The sequence below is a fragment of the Bacillus sp. JK62 genome (assembly GCF_053663455.1).
This window is the reverse complement of sequence record NZ_JBSJQA010000002.1, coordinates 836,767-857,791: the sequence shown is the minus strand read 5'-3', so window position 1 is coordinate 857,791 and position 21,025 is coordinate 836,767. Positions and strand designations below refer to the sequence as shown.

At 33.4% G+C, this 21,025-nt stretch carries 35 protein-coding genes; 2 read left to right on the top strand and 33 right to left on the bottom strand.

Annotation, left to right across the window (positions count from 1 at the left end):
* The 13 genes from ACWJJ4_RS09510 to ACWJJ4_RS09450 form a co-directional block, all read right to left on the bottom strand.
* Positions 1-1,178, bottom strand: a 1,178-nt coding sequence (locus ACWJJ4_RS09510; RefSeq protein WP_454021609.1) for a DNA sulfur modification protein DndB, incomplete at its 3' end; no start/stop codon positions are given.
* A 76-nt stretch (positions 1,179-1,254) separates the two neighbouring features.
* Positions 1,255-2,313, bottom strand: coding sequence for a tyrosine-type recombinase/integrase (locus ACWJJ4_RS09505; RefSeq protein WP_160228934.1), 1,059 nt, complete (start codon positions 2,311-2,313; stop codon positions 1,255-1,257).
* Between the two features lie 9 nt (positions 2,314-2,322).
* Positions 2,323-2,487 carry a hypothetical protein gene (locus tag ACWJJ4_RS09500; RefSeq protein ID WP_021493556.1) on the bottom strand — a complete coding sequence of 55 codons (165 nt, stop codon included), beginning with the start codon at positions 2,485-2,487 and terminating at the stop codon, positions 2,323-2,325.
* Positions 2,488-2,525: 38 nt separating this feature from the next.
* The gene (locus ACWJJ4_RS09495; protein ID WP_077722286.1) at positions 2,526-2,756 is read right to left on the bottom strand and encodes a hypothetical protein; all 231 of its coding nucleotides are present in this window, start codon (positions 2,754-2,756) and stop codon (positions 2,526-2,528) included.
* 14 nt (positions 2,757-2,770) lie between these two features.
* Positions 2,771-2,983: a hypothetical protein gene (locus tag ACWJJ4_RS09490; protein ID WP_014472000.1), complete on the bottom strand. Its 213-nt coding sequence runs from the start codon at positions 2,981-2,983 to the stop codon at positions 2,771-2,773.
* A gap of 149 nt (positions 2,984-3,132) precedes the next feature.
* Positions 3,133-3,288: a hypothetical protein gene (locus ACWJJ4_RS09485; protein WP_014472001.1), complete on the bottom strand. Its 156-nt coding sequence runs from the start codon at positions 3,286-3,288 to the stop codon at positions 3,133-3,135.
* A 121-nt stretch (positions 3,289-3,409) separates the two neighbouring features.
* Positions 3,410-3,550 (bottom strand): lysogeny pheromone AimP family peptide, encoded by a 141-nt coding sequence (locus ACWJJ4_RS09480; RefSeq protein ID WP_124692917.1) that lies wholly within the window; start codon positions 3,548-3,550, stop codon positions 3,410-3,412.
* Between the two features lie 21 nt (positions 3,551-3,571).
* Positions 3,572-4,720 (bottom strand): AimR family lysis-lysogeny pheromone receptor, encoded by a 1,149-nt coding sequence (locus ACWJJ4_RS09475; protein WP_077722285.1) that lies wholly within the window; start codon positions 4,718-4,720, stop codon positions 3,572-3,574.
* A 198-nt stretch (positions 4,721-4,918) separates the two neighbouring features.
* On the bottom strand, positions 4,919-5,251 hold the full coding sequence (locus ACWJJ4_RS09470; RefSeq protein WP_353575066.1) for a hypothetical protein: 333 nt from the start codon (positions 5,249-5,251) through the stop codon (positions 4,919-4,921).
* Between the two features lie 5 nt (positions 5,252-5,256).
* Positions 5,257-5,865, bottom strand: a complete 609-nt coding sequence (locus ACWJJ4_RS09465; protein WP_182077798.1) for a hypothetical protein — start codon at positions 5,863-5,865, stop codon at positions 5,257-5,259.
* The gene (locus ACWJJ4_RS09460) at positions 5,850-5,981 is read right to left on the bottom strand and encodes a hypothetical protein (RefSeq protein ID WP_094295810.1); all 132 of its coding nucleotides are present in this window, start codon (positions 5,979-5,981) and stop codon (positions 5,850-5,852) included. Before ACWJJ4_RS09460 ends, ACWJJ4_RS09465 begins: the two co-directional genes overlap by 16 nt.
* A gap of 11 nt (positions 5,982-5,992) precedes the next feature.
* Positions 5,993-6,208, bottom strand: a complete 216-nt coding sequence (locus tag ACWJJ4_RS09455; protein ID WP_182077797.1) for a hypothetical protein — start codon at positions 6,206-6,208, stop codon at positions 5,993-5,995.
* Between the two features lie 2 nt (positions 6,209-6,210).
* A complete protein-coding gene (locus ACWJJ4_RS09450) occupies positions 6,211-6,462 on the bottom strand; it encodes a hypothetical protein (protein WP_014470146.1) in 252 nt (83 codons plus the stop codon).
* Between the two features lie 70 nt (positions 6,463-6,532).
* Here ACWJJ4_RS09450 and ACWJJ4_RS09445 point away from each other — a divergent pair, with 70 nt between their 5' ends.
* Positions 6,533-6,715 (top strand): hypothetical protein, encoded by a 183-nt coding sequence (locus ACWJJ4_RS09445; RefSeq protein ID WP_014417903.1) that lies wholly within the window; start codon positions 6,533-6,535, stop codon positions 6,713-6,715.
* A gap of 10 nt (positions 6,716-6,725) precedes the next feature.
* Here the strand turns inward: ACWJJ4_RS09445 and ACWJJ4_RS09440 are convergent, their stop codons facing one another.
* The 9 genes from ACWJJ4_RS09440 to ACWJJ4_RS09400 form a co-directional block, all read right to left on the bottom strand.
* Positions 6,726-6,950: a hypothetical protein gene (locus ACWJJ4_RS09440; protein ID WP_182077796.1), complete on the bottom strand. Its 225-nt coding sequence runs from the start codon at positions 6,948-6,950 to the stop codon at positions 6,726-6,728.
* Between the two features lie 45 nt (positions 6,951-6,995).
* A complete protein-coding gene (locus tag ACWJJ4_RS09435; protein ID WP_182077795.1) occupies positions 6,996-7,628 on the bottom strand; it encodes a hypothetical protein in 633 nt (210 codons plus the stop codon).
* 80 nt (positions 7,629-7,708) lie between these two features.
* Positions 7,709-8,182, bottom strand: coding sequence for a hypothetical protein (locus ACWJJ4_RS09430; protein WP_079005074.1), 474 nt, complete (start codon positions 8,180-8,182; stop codon positions 7,709-7,711).
* Between the two features lie 12 nt (positions 8,183-8,194).
* Positions 8,195-8,512 carry a hypothetical protein gene (locus tag ACWJJ4_RS09425; protein ID WP_079005073.1) on the bottom strand — a complete coding sequence of 106 codons (318 nt, stop codon included), beginning with the start codon at positions 8,510-8,512 and terminating at the stop codon, positions 8,195-8,197.
* A gap of 43 nt (positions 8,513-8,555) precedes the next feature.
* Positions 8,556-8,933 carry a hypothetical protein gene (locus ACWJJ4_RS09420; protein WP_014470139.1) on the bottom strand — a complete coding sequence of 126 codons (378 nt, stop codon included), beginning with the start codon at positions 8,931-8,933 and terminating at the stop codon, positions 8,556-8,558.
* A gap of 31 nt (positions 8,934-8,964) precedes the next feature.
* Positions 8,965-9,156, bottom strand: coding sequence for a hypothetical protein (locus tag ACWJJ4_RS09415; protein ID WP_014470138.1), 192 nt, complete (start codon positions 9,154-9,156; stop codon positions 8,965-8,967).
* A 116-nt stretch (positions 9,157-9,272) separates the two neighbouring features.
* Positions 9,273-9,476: a helix-turn-helix domain-containing protein gene (locus ACWJJ4_RS09410; RefSeq protein WP_014470137.1), complete on the bottom strand. Its 204-nt coding sequence runs from the start codon at positions 9,474-9,476 to the stop codon at positions 9,273-9,275.
* A 93-nt stretch (positions 9,477-9,569) separates the two neighbouring features.
* Positions 9,570-10,007 (bottom strand): hypothetical protein, encoded by a 438-nt coding sequence (locus ACWJJ4_RS09405; protein WP_454021608.1) that lies wholly within the window; start codon positions 10,005-10,007, stop codon positions 9,570-9,572.
* A 79-nt stretch (positions 10,008-10,086) separates the two neighbouring features.
* Positions 10,087-10,359, bottom strand: a complete 273-nt coding sequence (locus ACWJJ4_RS09400; protein WP_060964978.1) for a hypothetical protein — start codon at positions 10,357-10,359, stop codon at positions 10,087-10,089.
* A gap of 479 nt (positions 10,360-10,838) precedes the next feature.
* Between ACWJJ4_RS09400 and ACWJJ4_RS09395 the strand changes: the two genes are divergently transcribed.
* Positions 10,839-11,930 (top strand): acyltransferase family protein, encoded by a 1,092-nt coding sequence (locus ACWJJ4_RS09395; protein ID WP_454021607.1) that lies wholly within the window; start codon positions 10,839-10,841, stop codon positions 11,928-11,930.
* Between the two features lie 216 nt (positions 11,931-12,146).
* Here ACWJJ4_RS09395 and ACWJJ4_RS09390 read toward each other — a convergent pair whose 3' ends face one another.
* The 11 genes from ACWJJ4_RS09390 to yonT all read right to left on the bottom strand — a co-directional run bounded on the left by ACWJJ4_RS09390 (position 12,147) and on the right by yonT (position 20,330).
* Positions 12,147-12,329 carry a hypothetical protein gene (locus ACWJJ4_RS09390; protein WP_160228947.1) on the bottom strand — a complete coding sequence of 61 codons (183 nt, stop codon included), beginning with the start codon at positions 12,327-12,329 and terminating at the stop codon, positions 12,147-12,149.
* Between the two features lie 206 nt (positions 12,330-12,535).
* The gene (locus ACWJJ4_RS09385) at positions 12,536-12,766 is read right to left on the bottom strand and encodes a hypothetical protein (protein WP_160228949.1); all 231 of its coding nucleotides are present in this window, start codon (positions 12,764-12,766) and stop codon (positions 12,536-12,538) included.
* A gap of 45 nt (positions 12,767-12,811) precedes the next feature.
* Positions 12,812-12,961 (bottom strand): hypothetical protein, encoded by a 150-nt coding sequence (locus ACWJJ4_RS09380; RefSeq protein ID WP_160228951.1) that lies wholly within the window; start codon positions 12,959-12,961, stop codon positions 12,812-12,814.
* 55 nt (positions 12,962-13,016) lie between these two features.
* The gene (locus tag ACWJJ4_RS09375) at positions 13,017-13,274 is read right to left on the bottom strand and encodes a hypothetical protein (protein WP_454021606.1); all 258 of its coding nucleotides are present in this window, start codon (positions 13,272-13,274) and stop codon (positions 13,017-13,019) included.
* A gap of 28 nt (positions 13,275-13,302) precedes the next feature.
* On the bottom strand, positions 13,303-13,554 hold the full coding sequence (locus ACWJJ4_RS09370; RefSeq protein WP_059293792.1) for a hypothetical protein: 252 nt from the start codon (positions 13,552-13,554) through the stop codon (positions 13,303-13,305).
* Positions 13,555-13,678: 124 nt separating this feature from the next.
* Complete coding sequence (locus tag ACWJJ4_RS09365) at positions 13,679-14,212, bottom strand: hypothetical protein (protein ID WP_454021605.1); 534 nt, start codon at positions 14,210-14,212, stop codon at positions 13,679-13,681.
* A 143-nt stretch (positions 14,213-14,355) separates the two neighbouring features.
* Positions 14,356-15,960, bottom strand: coding sequence for a DNA N-6-adenine-methyltransferase (locus ACWJJ4_RS09360; protein WP_454021604.1), 1,605 nt, complete (start codon positions 15,958-15,960; stop codon positions 14,356-14,358).
* A 53-nt stretch (positions 15,961-16,013) separates the two neighbouring features.
* The gene (locus ACWJJ4_RS09355) at positions 16,014-17,885 is read right to left on the bottom strand and encodes an LPD29 domain-containing protein (RefSeq protein WP_454021603.1); all 1,872 of its coding nucleotides are present in this window, start codon (positions 17,883-17,885) and stop codon (positions 16,014-16,016) included.
* Between the two features lie 305 nt (positions 17,886-18,190).
* On the bottom strand, positions 18,191-19,408 hold the full coding sequence (locus ACWJJ4_RS09350) for a hypothetical protein (RefSeq protein WP_454021602.1): 1,218 nt from the start codon (positions 19,406-19,408) through the stop codon (positions 18,191-18,193).
* A 191-nt stretch (positions 19,409-19,599) separates the two neighbouring features.
* Positions 19,600-19,815 (bottom strand): DUF7167 family protein, encoded by a 216-nt coding sequence (locus tag ACWJJ4_RS09345; protein WP_264818718.1) that lies wholly within the window; start codon positions 19,813-19,815, stop codon positions 19,600-19,602.
* A 296-nt stretch (positions 19,816-20,111) separates the two neighbouring features.
* Positions 20,112-20,330 (bottom strand): type I TA system toxin YonT, encoded by a 219-nt coding sequence (gene yonT, locus ACWJJ4_RS09340; protein WP_391509901.1) that lies wholly within the window; start codon positions 20,328-20,330, stop codon positions 20,112-20,114.
* Positions 20,331-21,025: the final 695 nt, after the last annotated feature.

Below are 21,025 nucleotides of genomic sequence, written 5' to 3'. Positions count from 1 at the left end.
TTCATCTTCTTGGCCAAATAAACATAACCGTAAAACATTACGTTATGATTAATGTATGATTGCTTTCTAATGGACGATAAATCGTCTTCAAGAAATTCATCTGGGAAGGCATAAAAAAGGTTATCGAAAAAGTCTACCAGGTATTTCGCAATTTTCAACGCATCTTTTCGAGATTTCAACTCAAATGCATCGTCTATAGCTTCCGATAAAGTATAATATGTCACAAGAAAATTGCTATCGATACCAATTTCACTTTGTGGGCTTATTTTATTTTTAAGTTCACTTTTAAATTTCAGCTGCTCGACAACGGTTGAAGAATACCGTTTTTGTCCCAATTCTTCAATTCTGGATTTTTCAACTGGGTTTATGGTATTCATTTGAGCAAAGTGAACCTTGGCCTTTTCTTCATCGTAATTGAGCACATTTAAAATGAATGGTTGATCTAATTCAGGGACTTCAGCAATGGCCTTAACAATACCTGAAATTCGATGATATCCATCAAGAGCATCTAATAAGGTTCCTCGTGTTACAGTGAGGGATTGGTCGCTTGGATCATATTCAACTTCTTCATCACCATCAGATGTTCCAAGACGAGCGTTAAAAGTTAACATTGATACAATTAAATCGCCTTTAATAAACAATTCTTTGATCTCATCAACTGATTTAGGGTTTGTTTTAGGTACAGGAATAAGGCTACCCTTAATGTACTTTCCTTCACGCTGAGTGTTGTAATTGTACTGCAGGATGGAGCTATTATATAACTCACTCAGTTCTTTGGCAGTAATGGAAGTGACATAGTTATCCTCTTTAATTTTAATCACATTTTTAAACTTGTATGGGAGCTTAACTACTTCTTCACCGGCGAATACCCTCCCACCTTCAAGCTCTTTTGCCAATCTGGTTGGAAAATAATTTGACGGATCTAAGGCTTGCGTCCCAAGAATTGAATACATCTCTTTTGAAACAATGTACACTTCTTTTTCGTTTAAACGCTGTACGTTGTTATCATTATTATTTAAAATTTCTTGGATATAACCAGGGAGTGCCTTGTATTTGTCCGCCATTGTGGCTTTTAATTCCTTCACCATATTGGGATCATTTTTAATATCATTAAGATTTTCCTCTATTTCAGTTTTTAACTTATAAAGTTTATCCGTTGTCAACAAAACTTCAGACACATTATCACCTCACATAATCATATTAAATTTATCATTATTTTCATAAGCAAGTAAAGCTTTTATATGATTATTTGTATCACTTGTTCAAAAACATTTTAAGTTTATTCTGTATATACATGTCTGATCTTAAAAAGAATTCTTTATATTGCTCTAAGGTAACTTCATCTAAAAAGGACATGTCTTCTTTTTGATCAACCAAAACCCCTGGATCTTGAGAATAATCCCTTTCATTGTTTAAATAATGATCATTCAAAACATTGATATTGCTGTGACCAGAGAAAGCTGCCACTTTTTTAATATCACCATTAACGCTGTAAGAAAAGTTTGTTGCAGTATTGCGTAAACTATGCGGAGTTATCTTTCTTTCTTTGGGAATACCCATAACTCTACATACGCGATTCCACATATCCTGTATTGAATCAACTGTTAACTTATGAAATAACAGTTCATGTTCCCCATACTCTTGCTTTAACAGCAACAACTCTTCATAAAAAGCTGTGGAAATTCCAACTGGCCTAGCCTTTTTTTGCTTAGTTTTTTTAAAGTTGACGAGATAACATTGGTGCTTTTCTGAATAAGTAATATCATCCCACCCAACTCTAAGCACCTCTGATTTACGCCCTCCAGTGCGTGCACTAAACAAAATAAACATCTTTTTCATTAATCTGTTCTGACGCTCAGTAGCATACGCTACCTCAGCAAATTCATCAGCTTCAGATATTCCTTCAAAAGAACCTGCTGGGTTCTTTTCTGTTGGAAGAGGCCTAAAATTAAATACAGATGCATCACACTCATGTTCAGATTCAAGGTACTTAATCATACTTTTCAGTGCTGCAATCTTATTGTTAATTGTTGAATTGGAGTTGCTTTTATTTTTAGCCAAATGGGTTCGATAATCATACAGGTCACTCTTCTTAATCGCCAGGTCACTCTCAGTTAAATATTCAATATCCTTGGCAGCATAGTGGTTGAAAAACTCCCTTATATGCCTTTCATACGTGGCTCTAGTATTAGACTTTTCAATTTCTCCAGTTTCTTGATCCCTGTTTCTTAAATCTAATTCATCAAACCACCTATTTATGTTGTTGTATATTGAATAATCCCTTAGTGTTGACGCTTTCTTTTGAGCTTCCATAATGACACCTCATATCATTTTTTTCATTAAGTATTGATCAAATTCTTTCCATGCAACAATCCATTCATTTTCACCTTGAATATTACTCAGCAGCATTATATTGGCGTTACAGATTTCCATTTGCTTTAACATGTCGTATTCTTTAAGAGCGTTAATTAAGATGTCTGTATTCATTTTATCACACCTAATTTATTTTTATCCTATAATTAAATTCAGTTTAGGACATTTACCCTCTCGTCCTTGCAGACGTTTATAATTGGCATCCCCGTCAATTCCTCATACAGCTCTTCTTCGAACCCAACCCATTCATCACTTGTTGCTTCTCTTCGTAGGAACTCATTATAAGCTACTGCTATCTCAGGCTGCTCTAGAAACTTTAAAACGATCATATGCTTTTTCCAAACTTTAGCCTTGTTTTCTTCTGTATAATATTTATTATCCATTTTATTTTTACTCCTTAAATGCATTTTATAGAATTTTTTTGTTCTTTAATGAGGTTGTATTCTTTATGATTTTTTCTCATTGTAGTTACATTATTAGGTGTAAACACATCTGGATCCTCTAGGTGGAGATTGACTCGTGTGAAGTTCTTTAGTTGTTTTATGTATTGATATTGTCTTAATGATGTAATCTTCAACTCTTCTTTTTGAGTGGCACTGGTAGTTTCCATTGTTTCATCTCCCAACAACGTTCATCTTGTAACTTCATTATATATGTTACCATAATAATATGCAATAATTTATTTTATTTTTATTCACGACAAATAACACATCCCCTATGTATGTGTTAAAATGTCTGCTGATTTGTCTTTAATCTTCATTAGGATACCTTTGCTTTATATTTTGATCTAATCATTTCTGCTTCATTTTCAAGATGATTGTCTTCCTGGGAAATTACAAGATTAATAGCTGCCATTTCTTCGTAACCTTTGGCCATATCCTCATAAGAAAGTGATTGTCCGAAATGCTTTTTCATTTTAATTCCTCCATGTTCTTGTTTTTTATATTATGAATTTCTGGAACATTCTCTTAAAATTAGAAAAGACGCCTGATCCAATGGATCAAACGTCTAGCCAAGTTATGTATTATCTTTGAAGTTAAGCCCCACGGCTTGGTGATGCAACTTTTACAGGCTGGTCTACATGGTCTACTGATGCTGTCTCAATTGATTGTTGTCCGGCAACAAATCCAACAGCCATTGCTAACAAGATTACAACTCCAAGAACAATATTTTTCATTTAATTCACCCCCCTTCAATTTTAGACCATGATTAATTCAAGTAATTTTTCATCGCAACCCATTTTCCTTAGCTCCGCTAATGGAAGATTGATAAATAATTTATCACCAGATTTTTTCAACTTTGCAGTGCTTTCATAAAAATAATTCTTATTTTGATATAGAATCCCCTTTACGTAATCTAGAATTCCAGAATCATATTCATACAATTCCATATTTTCAAGCTCATTTATTACTTTCTCTGCTTTATTAAATTCCTTATTATTAGTATAGTAATATGCTACCTCAATCTTATCAGGGATATTATCAGTGTCGAAATCAAGCCATTTATTATCCTTATTCCAAACGTTGCTTAAAAAGCAAAGTGCTAATCGTAACTTATATTTATGATGTTCATTATCACGCGCAAATTCCAATCCTTTAAGATACTGCTCTTTTGCTTTAGAGTAGCTTTCAAAAATTAAAGTATTTCCATATGTTAAATGCCCAAATACTTTTAGGCGATTTATATTTGAATTTTGAATAACTTGTTCTGAATAATACCTAGATTTTTCAATTTCATTATCATTTAAATGAATATTTGCATTTAATAATGATATTCTATTCATATAGCAATCTTTCACAAAGCCTTCGGGTAAATCGTTGAAATTGAGAAGTGATAATGTGCTTTTCATCAATCCAAACTCGCCTACCTTCAAATACTCATACATCAGCATAGCATTTGAGAAAAACAACATTTCATCTGTTTTACACTTTCCGGTTGCTCTTATTGCATCAGTTAAACTTATCTTACTTTCGCTCAATCTTCTATGTATACTGTATGTATTGCCCCATTCTTGACTTGCTAGGTTTTTTGAGGTAGATAGCCTTGAAACTATCTTGTCTGTTAACGTATCCCATTGATTAATATCTGAGTATTCAACAGATTGTCTGGCACATTTTTTGTTGGGATCCAGTGATAAGAAGTAATCACTTAGAAGCTGCTCCTCATTATCAGGAAACAAGCTTTTAACAATATTAATTAAACCGCCTAAGTTGTCCATTTCTTTCTCTGGGGTGTTGATGAATTTGTAAAAACCATTAACCTTTTCGTACCCTGCTATTTTTGAGAGTTTCGCTGCGAGTTGGTTGTCTTTTTCACATTCATTCTTAATCATCTGCTTAAGATTCATTGGTTACTCCACCCCTTCCCAACTAATGTTCCCTTGTTTATAATATACATTAGAGTTGTCAGAATTACAAGTATTTATTTTATTTTTATTCTAATTATTTTTTAAGGAATACTTATCTGTTTAAAATTCGTATTTTATATGAACCGGCACAATAAGAATCCTTACTGTGCCTTAAAGATATTTAGTCCGAGTTTATCTTTATTGCTCCTTATCACCAGGCCAAATACACATTTCAATTTCACTTTTTAACTTCTTTTTTGTTTCTTCGTCTAATTTGTTATAGAGAGTGCGAAGAAGGTGACGCTGATCAATAATCATGTCAACTAAGACTGACCTGGTACGTTTATTTAAGCCCGTTTTTGTCAGTAGCCACTCGTCTTCATACCCAATAAACTCAAGCAACACTGATTCAAGATCGCGTATCCGTTTTTCCATTTGATCTTTGTATTCAGCTCCTGCTCTAAAACCATTTTTAAACTCTTCATTATCAAATTTGTTCTTATTTAGATTATTGATAAATGTTTCATCCATGTCCATCAACCGCCAAAATATGTGAAATCAAAATAGTACTCAGAGGCATTATCTTTAAACTTCATGTCAAGTAATAGCTCTACCCCTTCGTTCCCTCTTTCAACCGGTATCACGGAAACATCATGTGTACCTAATGGGTAACAATTTAAAAAGAGTTTAGCACTCTCTTCTCCTCTCTTTATTGCTTTATCTATGCTGATATTTGAATTGTTTTCTTGAAATTCTTTATTAATACTTTGTAATACAAAAAATGCCTCAACTTTATCTTCAGATGCCCTGCTATTCGCAACAGTCTTATTTACTTTGTGATCAAATGAATCTCCGATTAATGGCAATGTAAAAAGCTTAAACGCTGTATCCTGAAGAATTTCTTTTTTACCTTTTTCATAAATATCAATGTAATACTCTTTATATAATATCTCATTAACAAATTCTTTTGTTTTTAAATCAACACTTTTTGAAGGATATTTCCCTTTTGGGGTTGCTACCAATAAAATAATGGATTCGTAATTCACACTAAGGCATTTTCTATAATGATTTAATTCTTCCATTCTAAAACCTTCTCCCTTTACATTAATTTTATTTAGACTTCTGTTTTTTAAATTCTCTTCCATTCAACATACTCAAATCGCTGCTGATAAAGGTCTTCCAGGATTGCGGCCCATTCAACCCAGCCATCCGCAACAATACTTTTCTTCTCCCCATCCTCAATCCATTCAATCCAGTACACCTGAACACTCCTCACCTAGTAATAACTTCAATTTGTCTTATGGCAGAGGTTGCTTTAAACTCTGTATGCAACTCGTTTGCGATCACTAAAGCTTCTGACATTGTAGTGAACTTAGAAGCGCCATGAAGCTCCTTAGATGTCTTATAACCACTTCCATCTAATTTAAATGAGTTGAAGTAATCATCATTTTCAAATTGAATAACAAAAAAGGTATCGATAACCGGCATAGCTAACTCCTCTTTAGCAGACCAGCAATTTTTATGGCCAATGGCAGCAATCCAATTAATATGTAAAACACCATGATATTTATTTTATTCTTAAAGAACAGTTCAATCATATTCTGCTCCATACCTGGTGAAAATGAATCAATCAGTTCCTGCTTAAACTCTTCATCATAAACCTGATCAACAAATAAGGCCTTAAATCCTGTCAGAAAGCCTACACCAAGCCAGAGTATTAAGAAATATGCTATTCCAATCAAATTAAAGCCCTCCTTATATACATCGTCTGGTATTATAGTAGTGTTAAATACTTTGTGTAGGTGAAATTTAATGGAAGAGAAAGATTTTGAGACTAATGGCTACGATGTAACAGTTGTATATGATTATAAGGAGTATCCCGATGTTAAATATGGACGCTGCGACAACTGTGATTATGCTTTATTCAAGAGTTCAGTGAAAAGTGGTGTGTTTTTACGTGAGTGTCGTAGGTGTGGTATGAAGAAGAGCATTTAAGTGCTCTTTTTTATTTCACTGGAATCATGTAGCTTACATATACTTCAATTCCGTCTTCAGTTTTATATTCCGCAATCCTGTCTGGATCAGCTTCAATCTTCTCTATGAGTCGTTTCGCATCCTTGTTCCTCTTTGCAATATTGGTAACTACAATCCAAGACCAATAATCCCATTCAGAGATGCAAGATTTAATCTTTTCTGGTATCTTATGACCTCTTGTATAAACCTTGATCATTTACATTCTCCTCACTTAATTATAATTTTTACGTGCTGTTTTACATTAATGATGGTATTCTTCGGCACCTGTAGAAGTTAAGATAACAGAGTAAGTTGTTTTTCCGATCATTGGATCATTGGTTCTTTTTATTGCCTCCGAATAAATCTCTAAAAGTCTTTCATTTGCATGATAGGCATGACGGTTTGACATTTCTGTTGAAATAAAATTAACAGTTTCGCTTATAAGCATGTCTTCGTGATCAGGGGAGTTAGAATTAATTTTAATACTTGAATCGATTTCTAATCCAAGGTAATTATCATCTGATGAAAACCCCAACAATTGTGGTCTTTCGTCTGGTTTAATATATCCAACAAAAAATACGGAAAGTGGGTTAATACCAGAATAATATGCTTCAAACCATGATTTTCCGTAATTAAAAGCTTCTCTAAAAAATAAGAGTGGATCAATATTACTGTTCAAAATATCGCTTTTTTGATCAATAAAATCAAAAGCTTTTTCTGCAATAAACATTCTACCTGCAAAAGAAATTACGTACTTCTTATTAATAATTTTTATTTTCTTATATTCATCTGATTCCACTTTTAAAATTCGGCCCAAGCTATTTGTAGTAGTCACTCTTTTGTCAGCAGTCATTACTATGCTATTGTCGAATTTAACCGCTATTAGCATCGTCATTTGATATCTAACCCTTCAAAAAAGTATTCCTGACTCAACCTGACTTACATAACTGGTTAAAAGACTGGTTTCATTTCAACTTAATCAATCCTTGAAAACAGCTCGTTCATTACTCTGTTAGGATCAATACCATTACTATCTAGATTCTTACTTAGCTGCTCCAATAATAGGACAATCTCTTCTCGATTAAATTTAAATTCTTCCTTGTCTAAGTCTAGTAACAGTTCTAATGACTTCATAACTTTAACAATTTGGACTGGTGAAAGATTTAGTTCGACTTCCTGTTCCCTGTCGATTGCAACTGGAACAGATAATAAAGAAGAAGGGACTTTTAAGATTCTGCTTCCGAAAAGAATTCTAACCATTTGACCGTTCAATTCGTAATACTTGTCTTCTAGTCTTCCTTGAGAACCTTTTTTTCTTATCAAGGAAGCTTTTTCTGACGACCCATTATAGTAATTATCATGCAGCAGAACTGCAGTACCGGCAGTCAAGCTTTGTTTTTCTTCTTCAGAAAGTTCGCTTATTTTAACCCATTCTTTATCTCTAGCCAATTAAAACCCACCTTAATTATATTTTTCAATGATTCTTGAAGCAGCGTCATTAAAAGCTGTTTCTGGACACTCAGAATTAAAAATATTTAACAACTTTTCTTCAGTGAATTCCCTTTTCATATCCGCGATCATTTGGTTTTCACAGTCATAAGAATTAAAACTTAAATGGGCTAAATCACTGAGCGAAGATGATTCTCCTTCTGGGATTGGCCATTCGATTTGCTGGGGATCATACATATAAAAACCACCGATGTATTTAAAGCTTTGGGATTTATCCATCCTTTGAATTGTCGAGTCGTCTAAATTCAGCTCTGATATGAATCTATACATTATGTACTCTCCTTTATTAATTAAGATGAAAGAATGATTTTATTTAAACATTGCATTTAATATATTCGTCAAAATCCGGAAAGATAAGCCAGTCATTTGTCATCAGCTCATCCACTTTTTGCAAAAATTCTTTTGATCTGCCTTTCAATTTAAAATTGCCGTCTCCTCCATAAAATTCGCTCAAGCCTTCATAACCGCCTGATTTATAGTCTGATATAAAACATCTCCCATCAAAATTCCTATTGTTTCCTGCCTTTTCTGAATCTATAATTGCACGAGTTTCTTCCTCTATTGCTTCAAAATTGTAACTCTTTGCAATCCGATTTACCTCTGTCAATCTGGAGATGATTTCATCTGACCAGTTACCCCTCACATCTCTTAGAAGTGCTTCCATTAAGATGATTTCTTCTTGCTTTATCATGGTCTTTCCTCCTCTAATTAAGTTTGTATTCCTACTCCATAACCTTCCCTTCAAGTACAACCTCACTTGCAGTCCAAGTGATCTCATTAACTCCATTCTCATCCATCAAGGTTTTTGCTTTACTATCCGCGCTCACTTTTAGGTCTTCCAAACTTTCGGCTTTAATTATATCGGCTAATAGCATATAGTCCTGATCGTAAAATTTTACTGAATAATCCTTCATATATTCTCTCTCCTTTTGTTGTAATGTGCGCTTTAACTTAACCTCGAAAATTTTCATTTCCTTACTTTTTTTGTAACTTTAGTATACCATGATCACTTAAAGTGATCAATATCTTTTTAATCTTTTTTGTATATCAACAGCTCATGCAACTCAATGTCTAAATATGTACAGACTTTATCTAACAGATCCCTTGGATACCGCTCCATTTCGTCATGATACAGCTTTCTAACTGTGTTGAAACCATGGTCAATATCATTGGACAGCTTTCGAATACTGATATTCCTTTCGTCTAATATCGGCTTTAGATTTGATTTAATCAATTTAACTACCCCACATTCATTATGTATGATCACTTTAAATTATCATCATATGCATAAAAAAGGTCAAGGATATACCTTGACTATGTATTAAGCTTACCAATCAAATGAATCTTCATGTTCAAATCCATAAATACCTTTAATCCACACGTCTTCGCAGCCTGGATTCTTTGTAATCTCTAACACATGATTACGATTTGCATCCCCCTCTACTCGATCTGTAGCAGTATAGTCAGCATAGTTCCCTACAAACTGCTTCTCACTACGTGGGAATACCCAGCCAGCAAGAGTTATCCTACTGATTTTCATATTTAGAGTACACCCTTCTGCATTGCTAATTGTGAATTTGTAGAAGAGCCAAGTGCGATCATAATTCCGATCAAAATAATCTGCCATGGAAAAGCTCTCTGAATCCTCAGCCATGTGAAAATTCACATTTTTGTAGTCTAATGTAAGCTTCGCCTCAGCGCTTGGTGTCGTGAAACACGATATGAACCCAGCGCAAATTAAAGTCAGTACAATTAACTTCTTCATTTCCCCTACCCCCTTCTTCCAAATTATACTACATCCAAAAAGGGGGCGGTCTATATTATGATGTCATCATTGAGATTTTTTATTCTACTTCCTCTGCGCCATATTCAATAAAAGACTCAACATCTTCTTCGTACTCTGCAATGGCTACTTCTTCCGTTAAACCTTCTTGCTGCATTCTTTCTTCAACACTTAATACTCTGCAAATCACTTCGTAATCTTCAAAAGCTTCAAAGGCTTGCTGCCTGGCAATATTAATAGCCTCGTCATAACTGTCAAAATCAAAAGCTTCTTCATCTCTTGTGATATCGTTAATTGAACCGCCCACACCATAGAAAAGTTTATATTTTGTCATGTTAACTGCTCCATTCGATAATTTTATTTTTATCTTGTAAATTAAGTATACACCGAACACTTTAAATAGTCAACCTATTATTTTATATTTATTCCTTTTTTAAAACTCCTAATTTTTAACGCCTTCTGGCTGCAATTAAAATAATTGCATCTTAAAAACCATCCCATTATATTTTTATACATTTGTCCTTAATGCTTCTTTTCCATGGTTAATATCGACACTTAGCCTAGAAAATGAAACTTCTTCTTTGTCTTTATTCTTCATGATATAGCTAGATATATATGTATCTATGAATATCTACGTGTATTTATAAGTATCTACATTTCCATATATCACACGAATATACCTTATTGAGAACAAAAATATTTATTTTAGTTCATTTTTAAGAACAAATCTTCCATTTTTATGATATAATCATCACTGCTTATAGGCAGCCTTACTGCTTATTCGCCATATGGTATAGGAAAGAGGTTCTTTTGATGAACGTAAAACATTCTAACTGTTTCTTTGTTATCAGGCTGTTTGCTGCTCTTTGTGTGCTTATTGGTCATGCTACAAGAGATTTAAACATTTCTGTCTTTGGTTATACTCCAGAGAGTAAAGCAATGTTTCACGCCGGCATATCAATCTTCTTTTTTCTAAGCGCATTTTTTCTTTTCACTTCTTATGAGAGATCCAAGCTTAAAGGAAATAATGTAACGGATTTTTATTGGAGCCGTATTATCAGGATCGCACCCGCAATTTACACCTATGCTATTGTCTCCACCATCCTGTTAATTGTTCTAGGAGCTCTTTCATTCTCAGTATTCACTGTTAAAGAGTACTGGATATGGCTTCTGAGCAATCTTGTGCTATACCCTCAATACTTCCCTGACATATTCCAACATATTGGCACAGGTCGCCTTAACGATTCACTTTGGACAATTCCTGTTCAGATTAGCTTTTACCTTGTGTTACCTGCAATTTATTGGTTTTATAAACGTTTCGGATTCCAAAAAATGATTCTTTGCTCTTTTGCTGCTGCAGCTTTCAGTGTGTTAGTCTCTTTCATAATTTTAAAGTTCGCCCCTGGCAGTGTTTTCGGAAACCTGTACTTACATTCTTTCCTGCCGCAGATGTTTTATTTCACTTTGGGCATCTTCTGGGCTAAGGCATGGAGCAAGTTTCCGCAGCATATCGTTTTATTTTTCTGTTCTATTATTTTATTTTTATTCTTTAAGTTTGACCTTCTATATCTCAGCTCAATAAACAGCACATTATGGAGTTTTTTATGGTTCATTCCTTTGAGCTATGCAATTATTTGGTTCGGGTACAATGGGCCGAAAATATTTTGGCAACTGAACCGGTTAGATGATATCAGTATGGGGATTTTCATATGGCACATGGTGATTATCAACGTCTTCCTATACACCGGAATTAATAAAACACTGTCTGATTACCCGGTGATCATAGTTCTAATTGCTGTCACTGCTGCAATCGCATTTCTTTCGTACAGAATCGTGGAAAAACCCGCTCTTAAATTACGTAATATCAAGAAAAACAAACCAGTCAAAACGAAGATTGCGAGCTAATGGCCAAGGGCTGTTCATGTAGGCAGCCCGTGTCCCATTTAGCATGAAATGGTGTTTTTTTTAAAATAGACTTTGGAATACTAACGTTTCATCCAATAACTTTGATATTTTCGCTTACACATGATGGACAGTCTTCATCAAAGTCATCGCCATTCCATTTATATCCACACTCTTCACACGTGATAAGTAAGTTATCCATTGTTTTATCTCCCCTTTTCATTCTGTTTCGTAAACAACAGATGTCTTTTCATTTTCATTTACTGTCTGTTCCACAACAAAGCCTGTATTTTCAAAAATTTCTCTATAATCTTTAGGATTATGAATGACATAATGCTTAAACCCAAGTTTGTTTGCTCTCTCATTTGCCAGATTGATTGCAAAATCTTTGCTATATCCCAATACAACCCCTCCCTTTTTTAATTAAGTTACATTAAACTGCTGTTTTATACAGAATTGACACTAATCTAAATATCCAAAAGGAAGACTTTCTTTTAATAAAGACTAGTGAACTGCGATTACTTCTGAATCTTTTTCTTTTGAGCCTTTCAAAAGTTCAAGTGAGACGCTATTTAATATACCATTTACTTTCTTTAATTCAATCTCATCTAATCTTCCTCACTAATCGTATATAAATCGTAATAATTTTGCTTAATTAAATATTTACTCTTTCCTAGACGATGACTTTCACTACAAACAGTTTCTCTTGTTTTCTTGTCAAGAACAGAGGTAGACCCTGCTCTATGCCTTGTTTTTAAAACCCTGCTATTGGTATGCTTTAAATACCATTTTTTAAATAAATCATATTCTTCCACCGACACTTCTTTCATTACTGCCATTACTTCATCATCTCCTGTATAAAATTGTTGTTCTATTCTTATTTGTTAATCTGACTGCTGAATGAGATCGCCGTCAAAAAAGATTAATAACTCTACCTGCTGCCCTCTGAGATACGCGTCAAATTTAATTGTCTCATCTTCAATCATTTCTCGGATACTCTCTTTGACAACTTGTTTCACCTGTTCCTCACTCAAATTTTTTCACTCTCCTTAAAGTCCACTTATGCAGCACTTGTATCATATCTGTGTTTCACGTTTTTTGTTCGGAGTCTTTCATAGCAAGGGTCATCTGTTCAATTGCTCTTTGATAGGTTGTTAGCTTACTTAAGTATGCATCTAGATATACTCCACTTGACTGCAATCCATCTTCATAATAGAGCGTTTCATTATTCTCTATTTTTCTTTCAAGATTCGAAATTATATTTTTTATTGTTTTAATTTGACTAGCTAATTGTTTTTTGGCTTGGTCTCTTTCAGCTTCTAGGATCATTAAGTTTGCATTTTTCAATTTCAATCTCCCCATTCTGTTTAACTTTTCAACCTTTTGCTTTCCAAACTTGCCAACCATTTGACTCAGCGAAAGAAGACTTTACTTTCTCCCAATCCCATTCAATGCCTTCATAATTCTTTGCAGGTTTCTGCCCTATCTTAACAGCACAATAGTAATCTTCATTTATTACGAATACTGGTCTATCAGTTCTACCCGATTTATATTGACACTCTGCCATGTCGCTATTATCCCAACCAAAGACCATAGCCAGCATTGTTTTACCTGTATATCTTTTCATTTATTTACGCCACCATTCTGTTTAAAATATGCATTTCATAAAGTATATTGTAATAAACAGCTGCCCCCTGCTTTGACGGCAAAGGGCACTGTATAGCTAAGTTGATTTATATACCCAAACGACTTTAACTTATCACTTTTAACTCTTGTTCAGCTTCTTTAATCATGCTTTTCAATTCGGGAATTTCATTGGCAAACTTTTTGTTTTCAATCGCCTTTTTTAACCATTCATTTAACATTTTGATCCATTTTTTCAGTTTGTCTTTCTTATCAATTATCACTTGTTTTCTAAAATCTTGTATGAAACTATCGTCACCGTAGTACTTTTTAATTACTAAATCTTCGTTACTATTACAGAAATATGCTGAATAACCTGCGTATTTTCTCACAAAACTATACAATCTCCCATATTTTCCAGTCACTTCTTTCAACGAGTTGAAATATTCAAACTCATCTGTTGTCTTATTGAAGACAACAAAAGTTCCCTTTTCCTTCACCCTTTTTTTGAACTTCTCGTTCTCTAAATATGCGTCATATTCTTCTTTCGATACTTCCTCGATTCCTGACCCACTACAGTCAAAGCATTCGCCACCGTTTATATGTCTGTAATAAGGGATTACTCCTTTACCACCGCATTTTTTACATGGAATTTCAAACATTTCAACCTCTCCTTTTTTCATTATTTTATTTTTATTCTTAAAATATGTATACTTCGCTGTTGTTTTAACTTGATTTAAGTATAGCATGACTATTTTAAATAATCAATAACTATTTTATTTTTATTATAAAATTATGTATTTTGTTATGATGTAAGCAAGACAAGCTTCGATGTATCCAGGATATAATAAGAAGCGTTATTTACCGTATCACTGTAAGATTGTGCCCCCTCAAAATCATTTATTACGTCTTTTTCTTCTGCCGTCATATCCTGATATTTTACCTTGCCATACGAAGGAGGAAGCCAGTTTTTCTTTTGGCTGCCAAAAATATTGAACTTCTTAAGTATTTCCTTGTCTTTAAACTCAATGTGACATGTCCCTTTTTTATAGAAAGTGACATAAAAGTACTTTAATTCTATTTTTTTCGTTTCGCCGTAATGCTCAGCTAGCTTTAAAGTTTCATCTATGTTTATGTCTTCTGTTAACCCATTGTCAAGGTAATTGAAAACTTTTTCGATATCCTTCAACTTTTCTAAGACCTTGTAGTCTGTTGGATTATACCGACCATCTAGCCAACTACAATACCCGTTTAGTGGAATAATTATTTTTTTATTAATTTTATATGATTTATTTGTTTTCCACCCATTATATAAGTGCACATTTTTTGATGATTCATCATAGTAATGCTTGTGGCTAAATTCTTCAAAAAGGTTAAGTATTGTATCTTCTACGCCCTGTGTCATCTCTTTGCTCATCTGAATTCTTAATGTATAGATATTGAACAAAGAAAAGTCATAATCTTTTAATTCCTCAACGTGCTGCAAGTACTTTTGTTTCAGGTTGCTTGTAAAGAGCCCCATAAACTGATCATTGTTAAATAACGTATTCCAATACTTCGCCCTAATTTGTTTTATATATGCATTCTCTATGTCATTTTCTTCGGCATTCTTATCAATTTGCAGCTTCAATATTGGAGCACTGTCTTCATTGAATCTATGCAGCATTAAGGGTTTCAAACTGTTGTATTCATTGATTAATTTTAAACCCGCTTTAATCTCATAATTGAATTGTTCTACAATTCCCTTTATAAAATCTGCACTCACTAACTGTGTAGCTTTATAATCGTCATTAATTCTATGAGATTCATCTTTTTTCAATTCTTCTATTAGAACGCTGCTATATTCTTGTTTTTCAATACTTATGTAAATTAGGGCTGTTTGTACTTCGGTGCTTCGTTCGGAGTTATGGAAAGCGTTTTGAACATATTCAACTTCTGCATTTATTTCCTCTAGCTTACGAATGAGAAATTTCCTGTCATTTGAATACGGATTTTTTAATGTTTCGGCGTTTAACAAGCAAACAATTTGGCCGGATCTTTGTTGCTTCTCAATTAACTCAATGGCCTTTAATAAGTGTTTAGCACCGTTGCTAAAAGGTGGATTCATAAAAATCAAATCGTACCTCTTGTATGTGTTAAACGTCAGAAAATCGTCTGCAATCACTCTGTAATCTTTGCCTTTAAGTATGTGTCGTAAGTTTTCATCTTGTTCAATTGTATCCACGTCATACTTCGTATTCCTTCTATAGTTCCTAGTATTTTTAAATTGAGTGTAAATGGCTTCTACTAAGTTTCCTTTACCTGCTGACGGCTCCAGAACAGAGTTGATGTACTTCCATTCTACTTTAAAGGTCATTTTTCGGATTAACTGTGGTGGTGTCGGATAAAAATCCGGATTATCTTTAAACATTTTAATTTCCCCTTTGGTGAGGAAATGAGATGTTCTCCCATCCCCTCATGAGTTTATAGATTAGGCTTATATGTGTTGATTATTGGTTTGAAGCTTTTTTTATTTAGATAACCTAAAACCTCATCGAATTGTCTTTTGTCGCAAGAGTGGTACTTACTATGAATTATTTTCATTCCATTTGGTTCAACCTCTACATTATTCAATACTGTTTCGGGCAGCGAGTGCCACCCTTTGAACATCAATAATTCTGAATAGAAGTGACGATAATATAATTTTCTTTTACTTTCAGGACGGTATGTCAACTTGATTGCATTATCATATTGGGCATATTTAGTTGGCCGGTAACTGTCATATGTTATTCTTTCAGTAATTAAAGATCCAAGATCAGATATGTGAAACAGAGTATATTTTTCACCTTTTTCAAGATCAGCATTTTTAAATTGTTCTTGGATGCTGTCAACTTCATGGAGAATTCTGTATAACGAAATTTTCAATTCTTCTATATCTACTTGTTGGATAATTTTTTTCTTCAACTTCAAACTTTTAAACTTCAACTTTTCTTTAAATAAAGATTTATATTTGTTCCAGTCTTCCTTTTTCCAGATTTTATGTATATTTAATTCTTCAATTACCGAAGTTGAAATATCTTCCAAAATATCTGCTTGATATTTTAACTCCTCTAATTCTCCTTCTTTTAACGCTTGCTTATGAGAAATTGACTTTTCAGTTTTTGCATTGTCCACTAAACCAACATACCTTGCATAAGAATGGCCTTGAGCGTCTAAAATAAATTGCAATTTCCCGCCGTAGTACACTCCTACGCCATATAAATTCCATTTGACTGTGTTCTTTTCTAGATCGTCCATATTGTAATAATCAATCATTGAGTTGATTCTGTTGTCCTCCGTAAAGCTTCCACCGGTTTCCGCAAGAAAATCAAAATCATTTAAAAGCATGTTAGAAAAGTTGTTTAAAGCTTCTTCAGTATTGAAATGTACTTCTTTTGTAATTTTCACATTTTCAAATCTGTAGTCACCTTTAGCAACCTCATCTTTATATTGATCAAGTGTTTGATTTTTGTTTAAGTTGGCAAACTGTGCATCAATAACAAAATACTCTTGATCTTCATTCAGTTGTTTTACTACAATGCTGCTATAGATATTTTCGGCTTGTTTCTTTTCTTCTTCTTGCCGTCTCTTATATTCAGCATTTTTGATTTCTTGTTCTTTTAAATATTCCTGCAGTTCTTTTTCTTTTCTCGCTTTCTCGGCTTCTTTGAATTCTTCCATCTTTGAATCAAACAGAGTCATATCTTCTTTAATTTCTTCTGTTTGTTCTGTCACTGTATATTCCCAATCTAATGAAACACGACCATAAAAGTTGTAACTACCTGCGTAATCAGTGTATGGATCTGCTGGGCTGTAGCAATGGCGATAATTGTTTAAAAGACTGTTGCAATAACCATAAATCGCAGTCAAATAAGCTGACCCTTTTTCATATGGACTTGATTTGATTGTGATGTTAATAGTGCTATGTAAATAGCTTCCCCCAGTAGTAACAGAGAATTTGCATTGTGGGAAACGTTGTCTTATATGCTTTCTTATTTCCTTTGCCATTTCTTTTACTTCTTGTTCCTTATTTACTTCTACTTCACTCCATTGTGTTGCATCCCACAGACCCATTTTTACACCCTTAGCTTTCTTTTTAGTTTTAGTGATTGTTTTAGAAGATGAGACTTCTTGTTTAGTGACACCATTAGCGACCTGCATTGATTTTTCTGTCCGTTTGCTCCACCAACATTTTTTGAATCCAGAGTATCGAAAACCGTTTGATTTAAGATGAGTTAAAACCTCTTGTTCTGGTTTACTATCAAAATAAAGTTCAATTCCGTTTAACTCTTCGTTAATTCTTAAAACAGCTGTCATTTTCAACCTCTCCATTCTTTATCACTATTTTATTTTTACTCTAAATGTATGTAATTCTTTGACTTGATTTAATTTTAACATGATCACTTTAAATATTCAATAGTTATTTTATTTTTATTCTAAAAAAGAAAAACATATTATCGAGGTTCAGCTTGCTGAAACGAGACGGCCGTAAAGGCACTTTCTTTACGGACGAATTTATTATTTTTTATTTAATTATTTTTCTGGTTCTCCTTAAGACTTAGGCTCTAAAACCCTTGATATGACTGGCTTATTTTTTAAGTTTAAGAGGTTTGTCCTCTTTATCAGGTATCGAGCCAGTTTGTGAGCAGCTTCCTCATTCTTAAAGAAGGTATGTACAATGTTATTTCTTCTCCATCCCTAATAGCAGATCTCCATACCCATTGCACTAACTCAGACAATGCAAATGCGTCCTGGTCTATTGTAATACTGTACTTTTCTTTAAAATAATTGTACAGAACAGTATTCGTATATCTGTTTATTGTATATGCTAAGTGTTTCTTATGCTTAAACTCATTTGTTGCACGTGCATTACATGAAACAAATCCCTTTGTATACCCATTGCCCTTTATTCTGTTCTTATGGTCTGAATAAGTCGTCCACATAGCTTCATCACTTGACGACTTAACAATATTATTAAAGTAATTGAATACATTGTTCTTCACCTTTTTGATTGTGTAAGGTGATTTATTTTTATACCAATTAGAAGACAGTGAAAACTCCAGTTGTCCTATTGTGTTTAGATTACCTTCATATATTTTTATTTTGTTTCTTAACTCTTTCTTAAAGATCCTTTCATAATCAGTACTGTGATCAATGAACCTATACTGCCCATCCATGTAAGCTGAAATGTACTTTTGATACTTAATGTTGTTCAGATCGTAGTAATATTTTTGTATTTGAGCATCAAACATATATGTAAGTATGTAAACCTCCTTGAATAACTGGAATACGTCGGCAGGAAAGTTCCAAATCAATATATTGTCTTTGAAATACATTAGATTGTTATTTAACGCCATATCTCGAATGTCATCGTATCGTGTTTCATAGTCTTTTTTTTCTTCATTCCATTTGACAAAACCGTTTTCAACATAAATCAAATTGGAATCAAACAGTGTTGTTAGATCATGTTTCTTCACCTGTAATTGTTCCACTACTTCCATGACTTCATCTAATATCAGTGTGTAATTGCCTGCAAGTATAAGTTCCTTTGTCTCGTCGTTTGCGTTTTTAAAAAGGTTATGAGTTGCCACAATGTTTTTATTCTGTGATAAGAGTTCGTGAAAGGATTCAAACTTATATTGTGTTTTATCACCTTTCTTCTTTACTTTAGGTTCGAAAAATTGTTTGCCCTTTATGCTTTTCTTTATGCGCTCAACTTCATTTAAATAAGGTGTGATGAATATAAAGGTTTCTTCTTTACTGGCAGAATTCATTTTGTTAATCGCTGCAGATGTTTTACCGCTCCCCATAACCGAATCAATTATTTTAATTTTATTCATAATAAATATAGACTTCCCCCTTTAATATTAAAAATAAAGGAACGGATAAATGTTTTACCGCTCCTTTATGTGTGACATTTTATTGTTAAGGCTAACATCATTTGATTACTAAACGTCTTCATGAATTGTCCTTGTCATTAAAATATGTTTAACACCATTGTAAATGCGAGATTACCAAAGGATAAAATTTATTATTCCTCTTCTCCCTCAATATACCACCCAGTATCCACATTGTTTATCTGCCAAACATCATGAGCATCATCAAGGAACCTTACTAAGTCAGATCCCGTTTCTCCATTCCATCCCAAGTGTTCGAGTTTAAATGTCTCTTCTCTAGTTGCTCCTGCATAACCAATTGACAGTGTAAAAGTGACTTCTGTATTTTGATCTACATTTTTCATGTTCATTTGATGGTCTTCCTTTCTTTTACACATTTTTGTTAGTTACATTTGTTTATCTTCTTGCGTAAAGCAAAGTAAATGATCCATAACAAAATGACAATGATACACGTTACTATGAAGATAGCCGTAATAAGCGACTGTATTCCGCTACTGAAATAATCTTTGATGAAGAGGAACAATAAGAATAAAACAATAAATGTTATGTTCGTAAACCATAATGAGAATCGTTTCATGTTTACAATGTGCTTGTCCATGTTATAATATGGGTAGTGACTAAAGGGGAATTAATCCCCTTTAGCGTGTTATCTGCGTATACGTTTGCGTTGTCTCTTGCTACGGAGGCGCTTGCGTGTACGCTTTTTCTTTTTGCTTTTCTTATTCTTCATCAGGTTTTGAATCTTCTCAGCTATCGTTAAACAGTTGATGATTAAAACCGTGATAGGAATAAGGAAAGCAATTGTTATACCCACTTTCTCAAGCACTATGTACACCTCCTTTCCTATAACTCTATTATAGCACATTTTTCCTTCAAAGTCATTTTATTTTTACTCTTAAAATGGATTTTTTTAAATTATTTTGGCACTATTATTCATGTGTGTATAGGCTGTATGAGGCGTTTATGTGGATTGGATACCCAATGATACTATGATTAATTTAAAATTGATTCCAGGTGCATTAGAATGCTTCTGTGATGCATGGTTACTGTGTTATGGGATGGATATATGATGATGTGTGGTTGAAAGTATATGTGATGTGTGTGAGGGTAAGCAATGCTATAGATGGATGTAGTGAGATGAAGGATGAGAAGGAATATTAAGAATGAAAATAAAATAGATGTTCGGATGAAAATGTATAAGATAAAAATAAGACTTCGATTTGCTCCCTCTCGTTATATACACGATTATTTTTAATGAATGGGTATTCACTTTTAAATTGACCACTTAATTATTTTTTAAAAAATAAATATTGTTTTTCATTTGAAATTGTGTTAGGTTTGCAATTTTATCAGCCAAATCTTAAAAACCCTACATAACGTATCTTATATAGGGAATTCAATACCAATATATAGGGGGTATATTAACATCTAAAGGCCAAAAAACAGGAACAAATGTACCCCTAGCACTTCCATTTCCACACCCAACTTATTTTTTCACTTTCCCATTTTTCAGCCTATTTTCACATCGTAATCGCTATCGTAAAAGCCTATAATATCAAT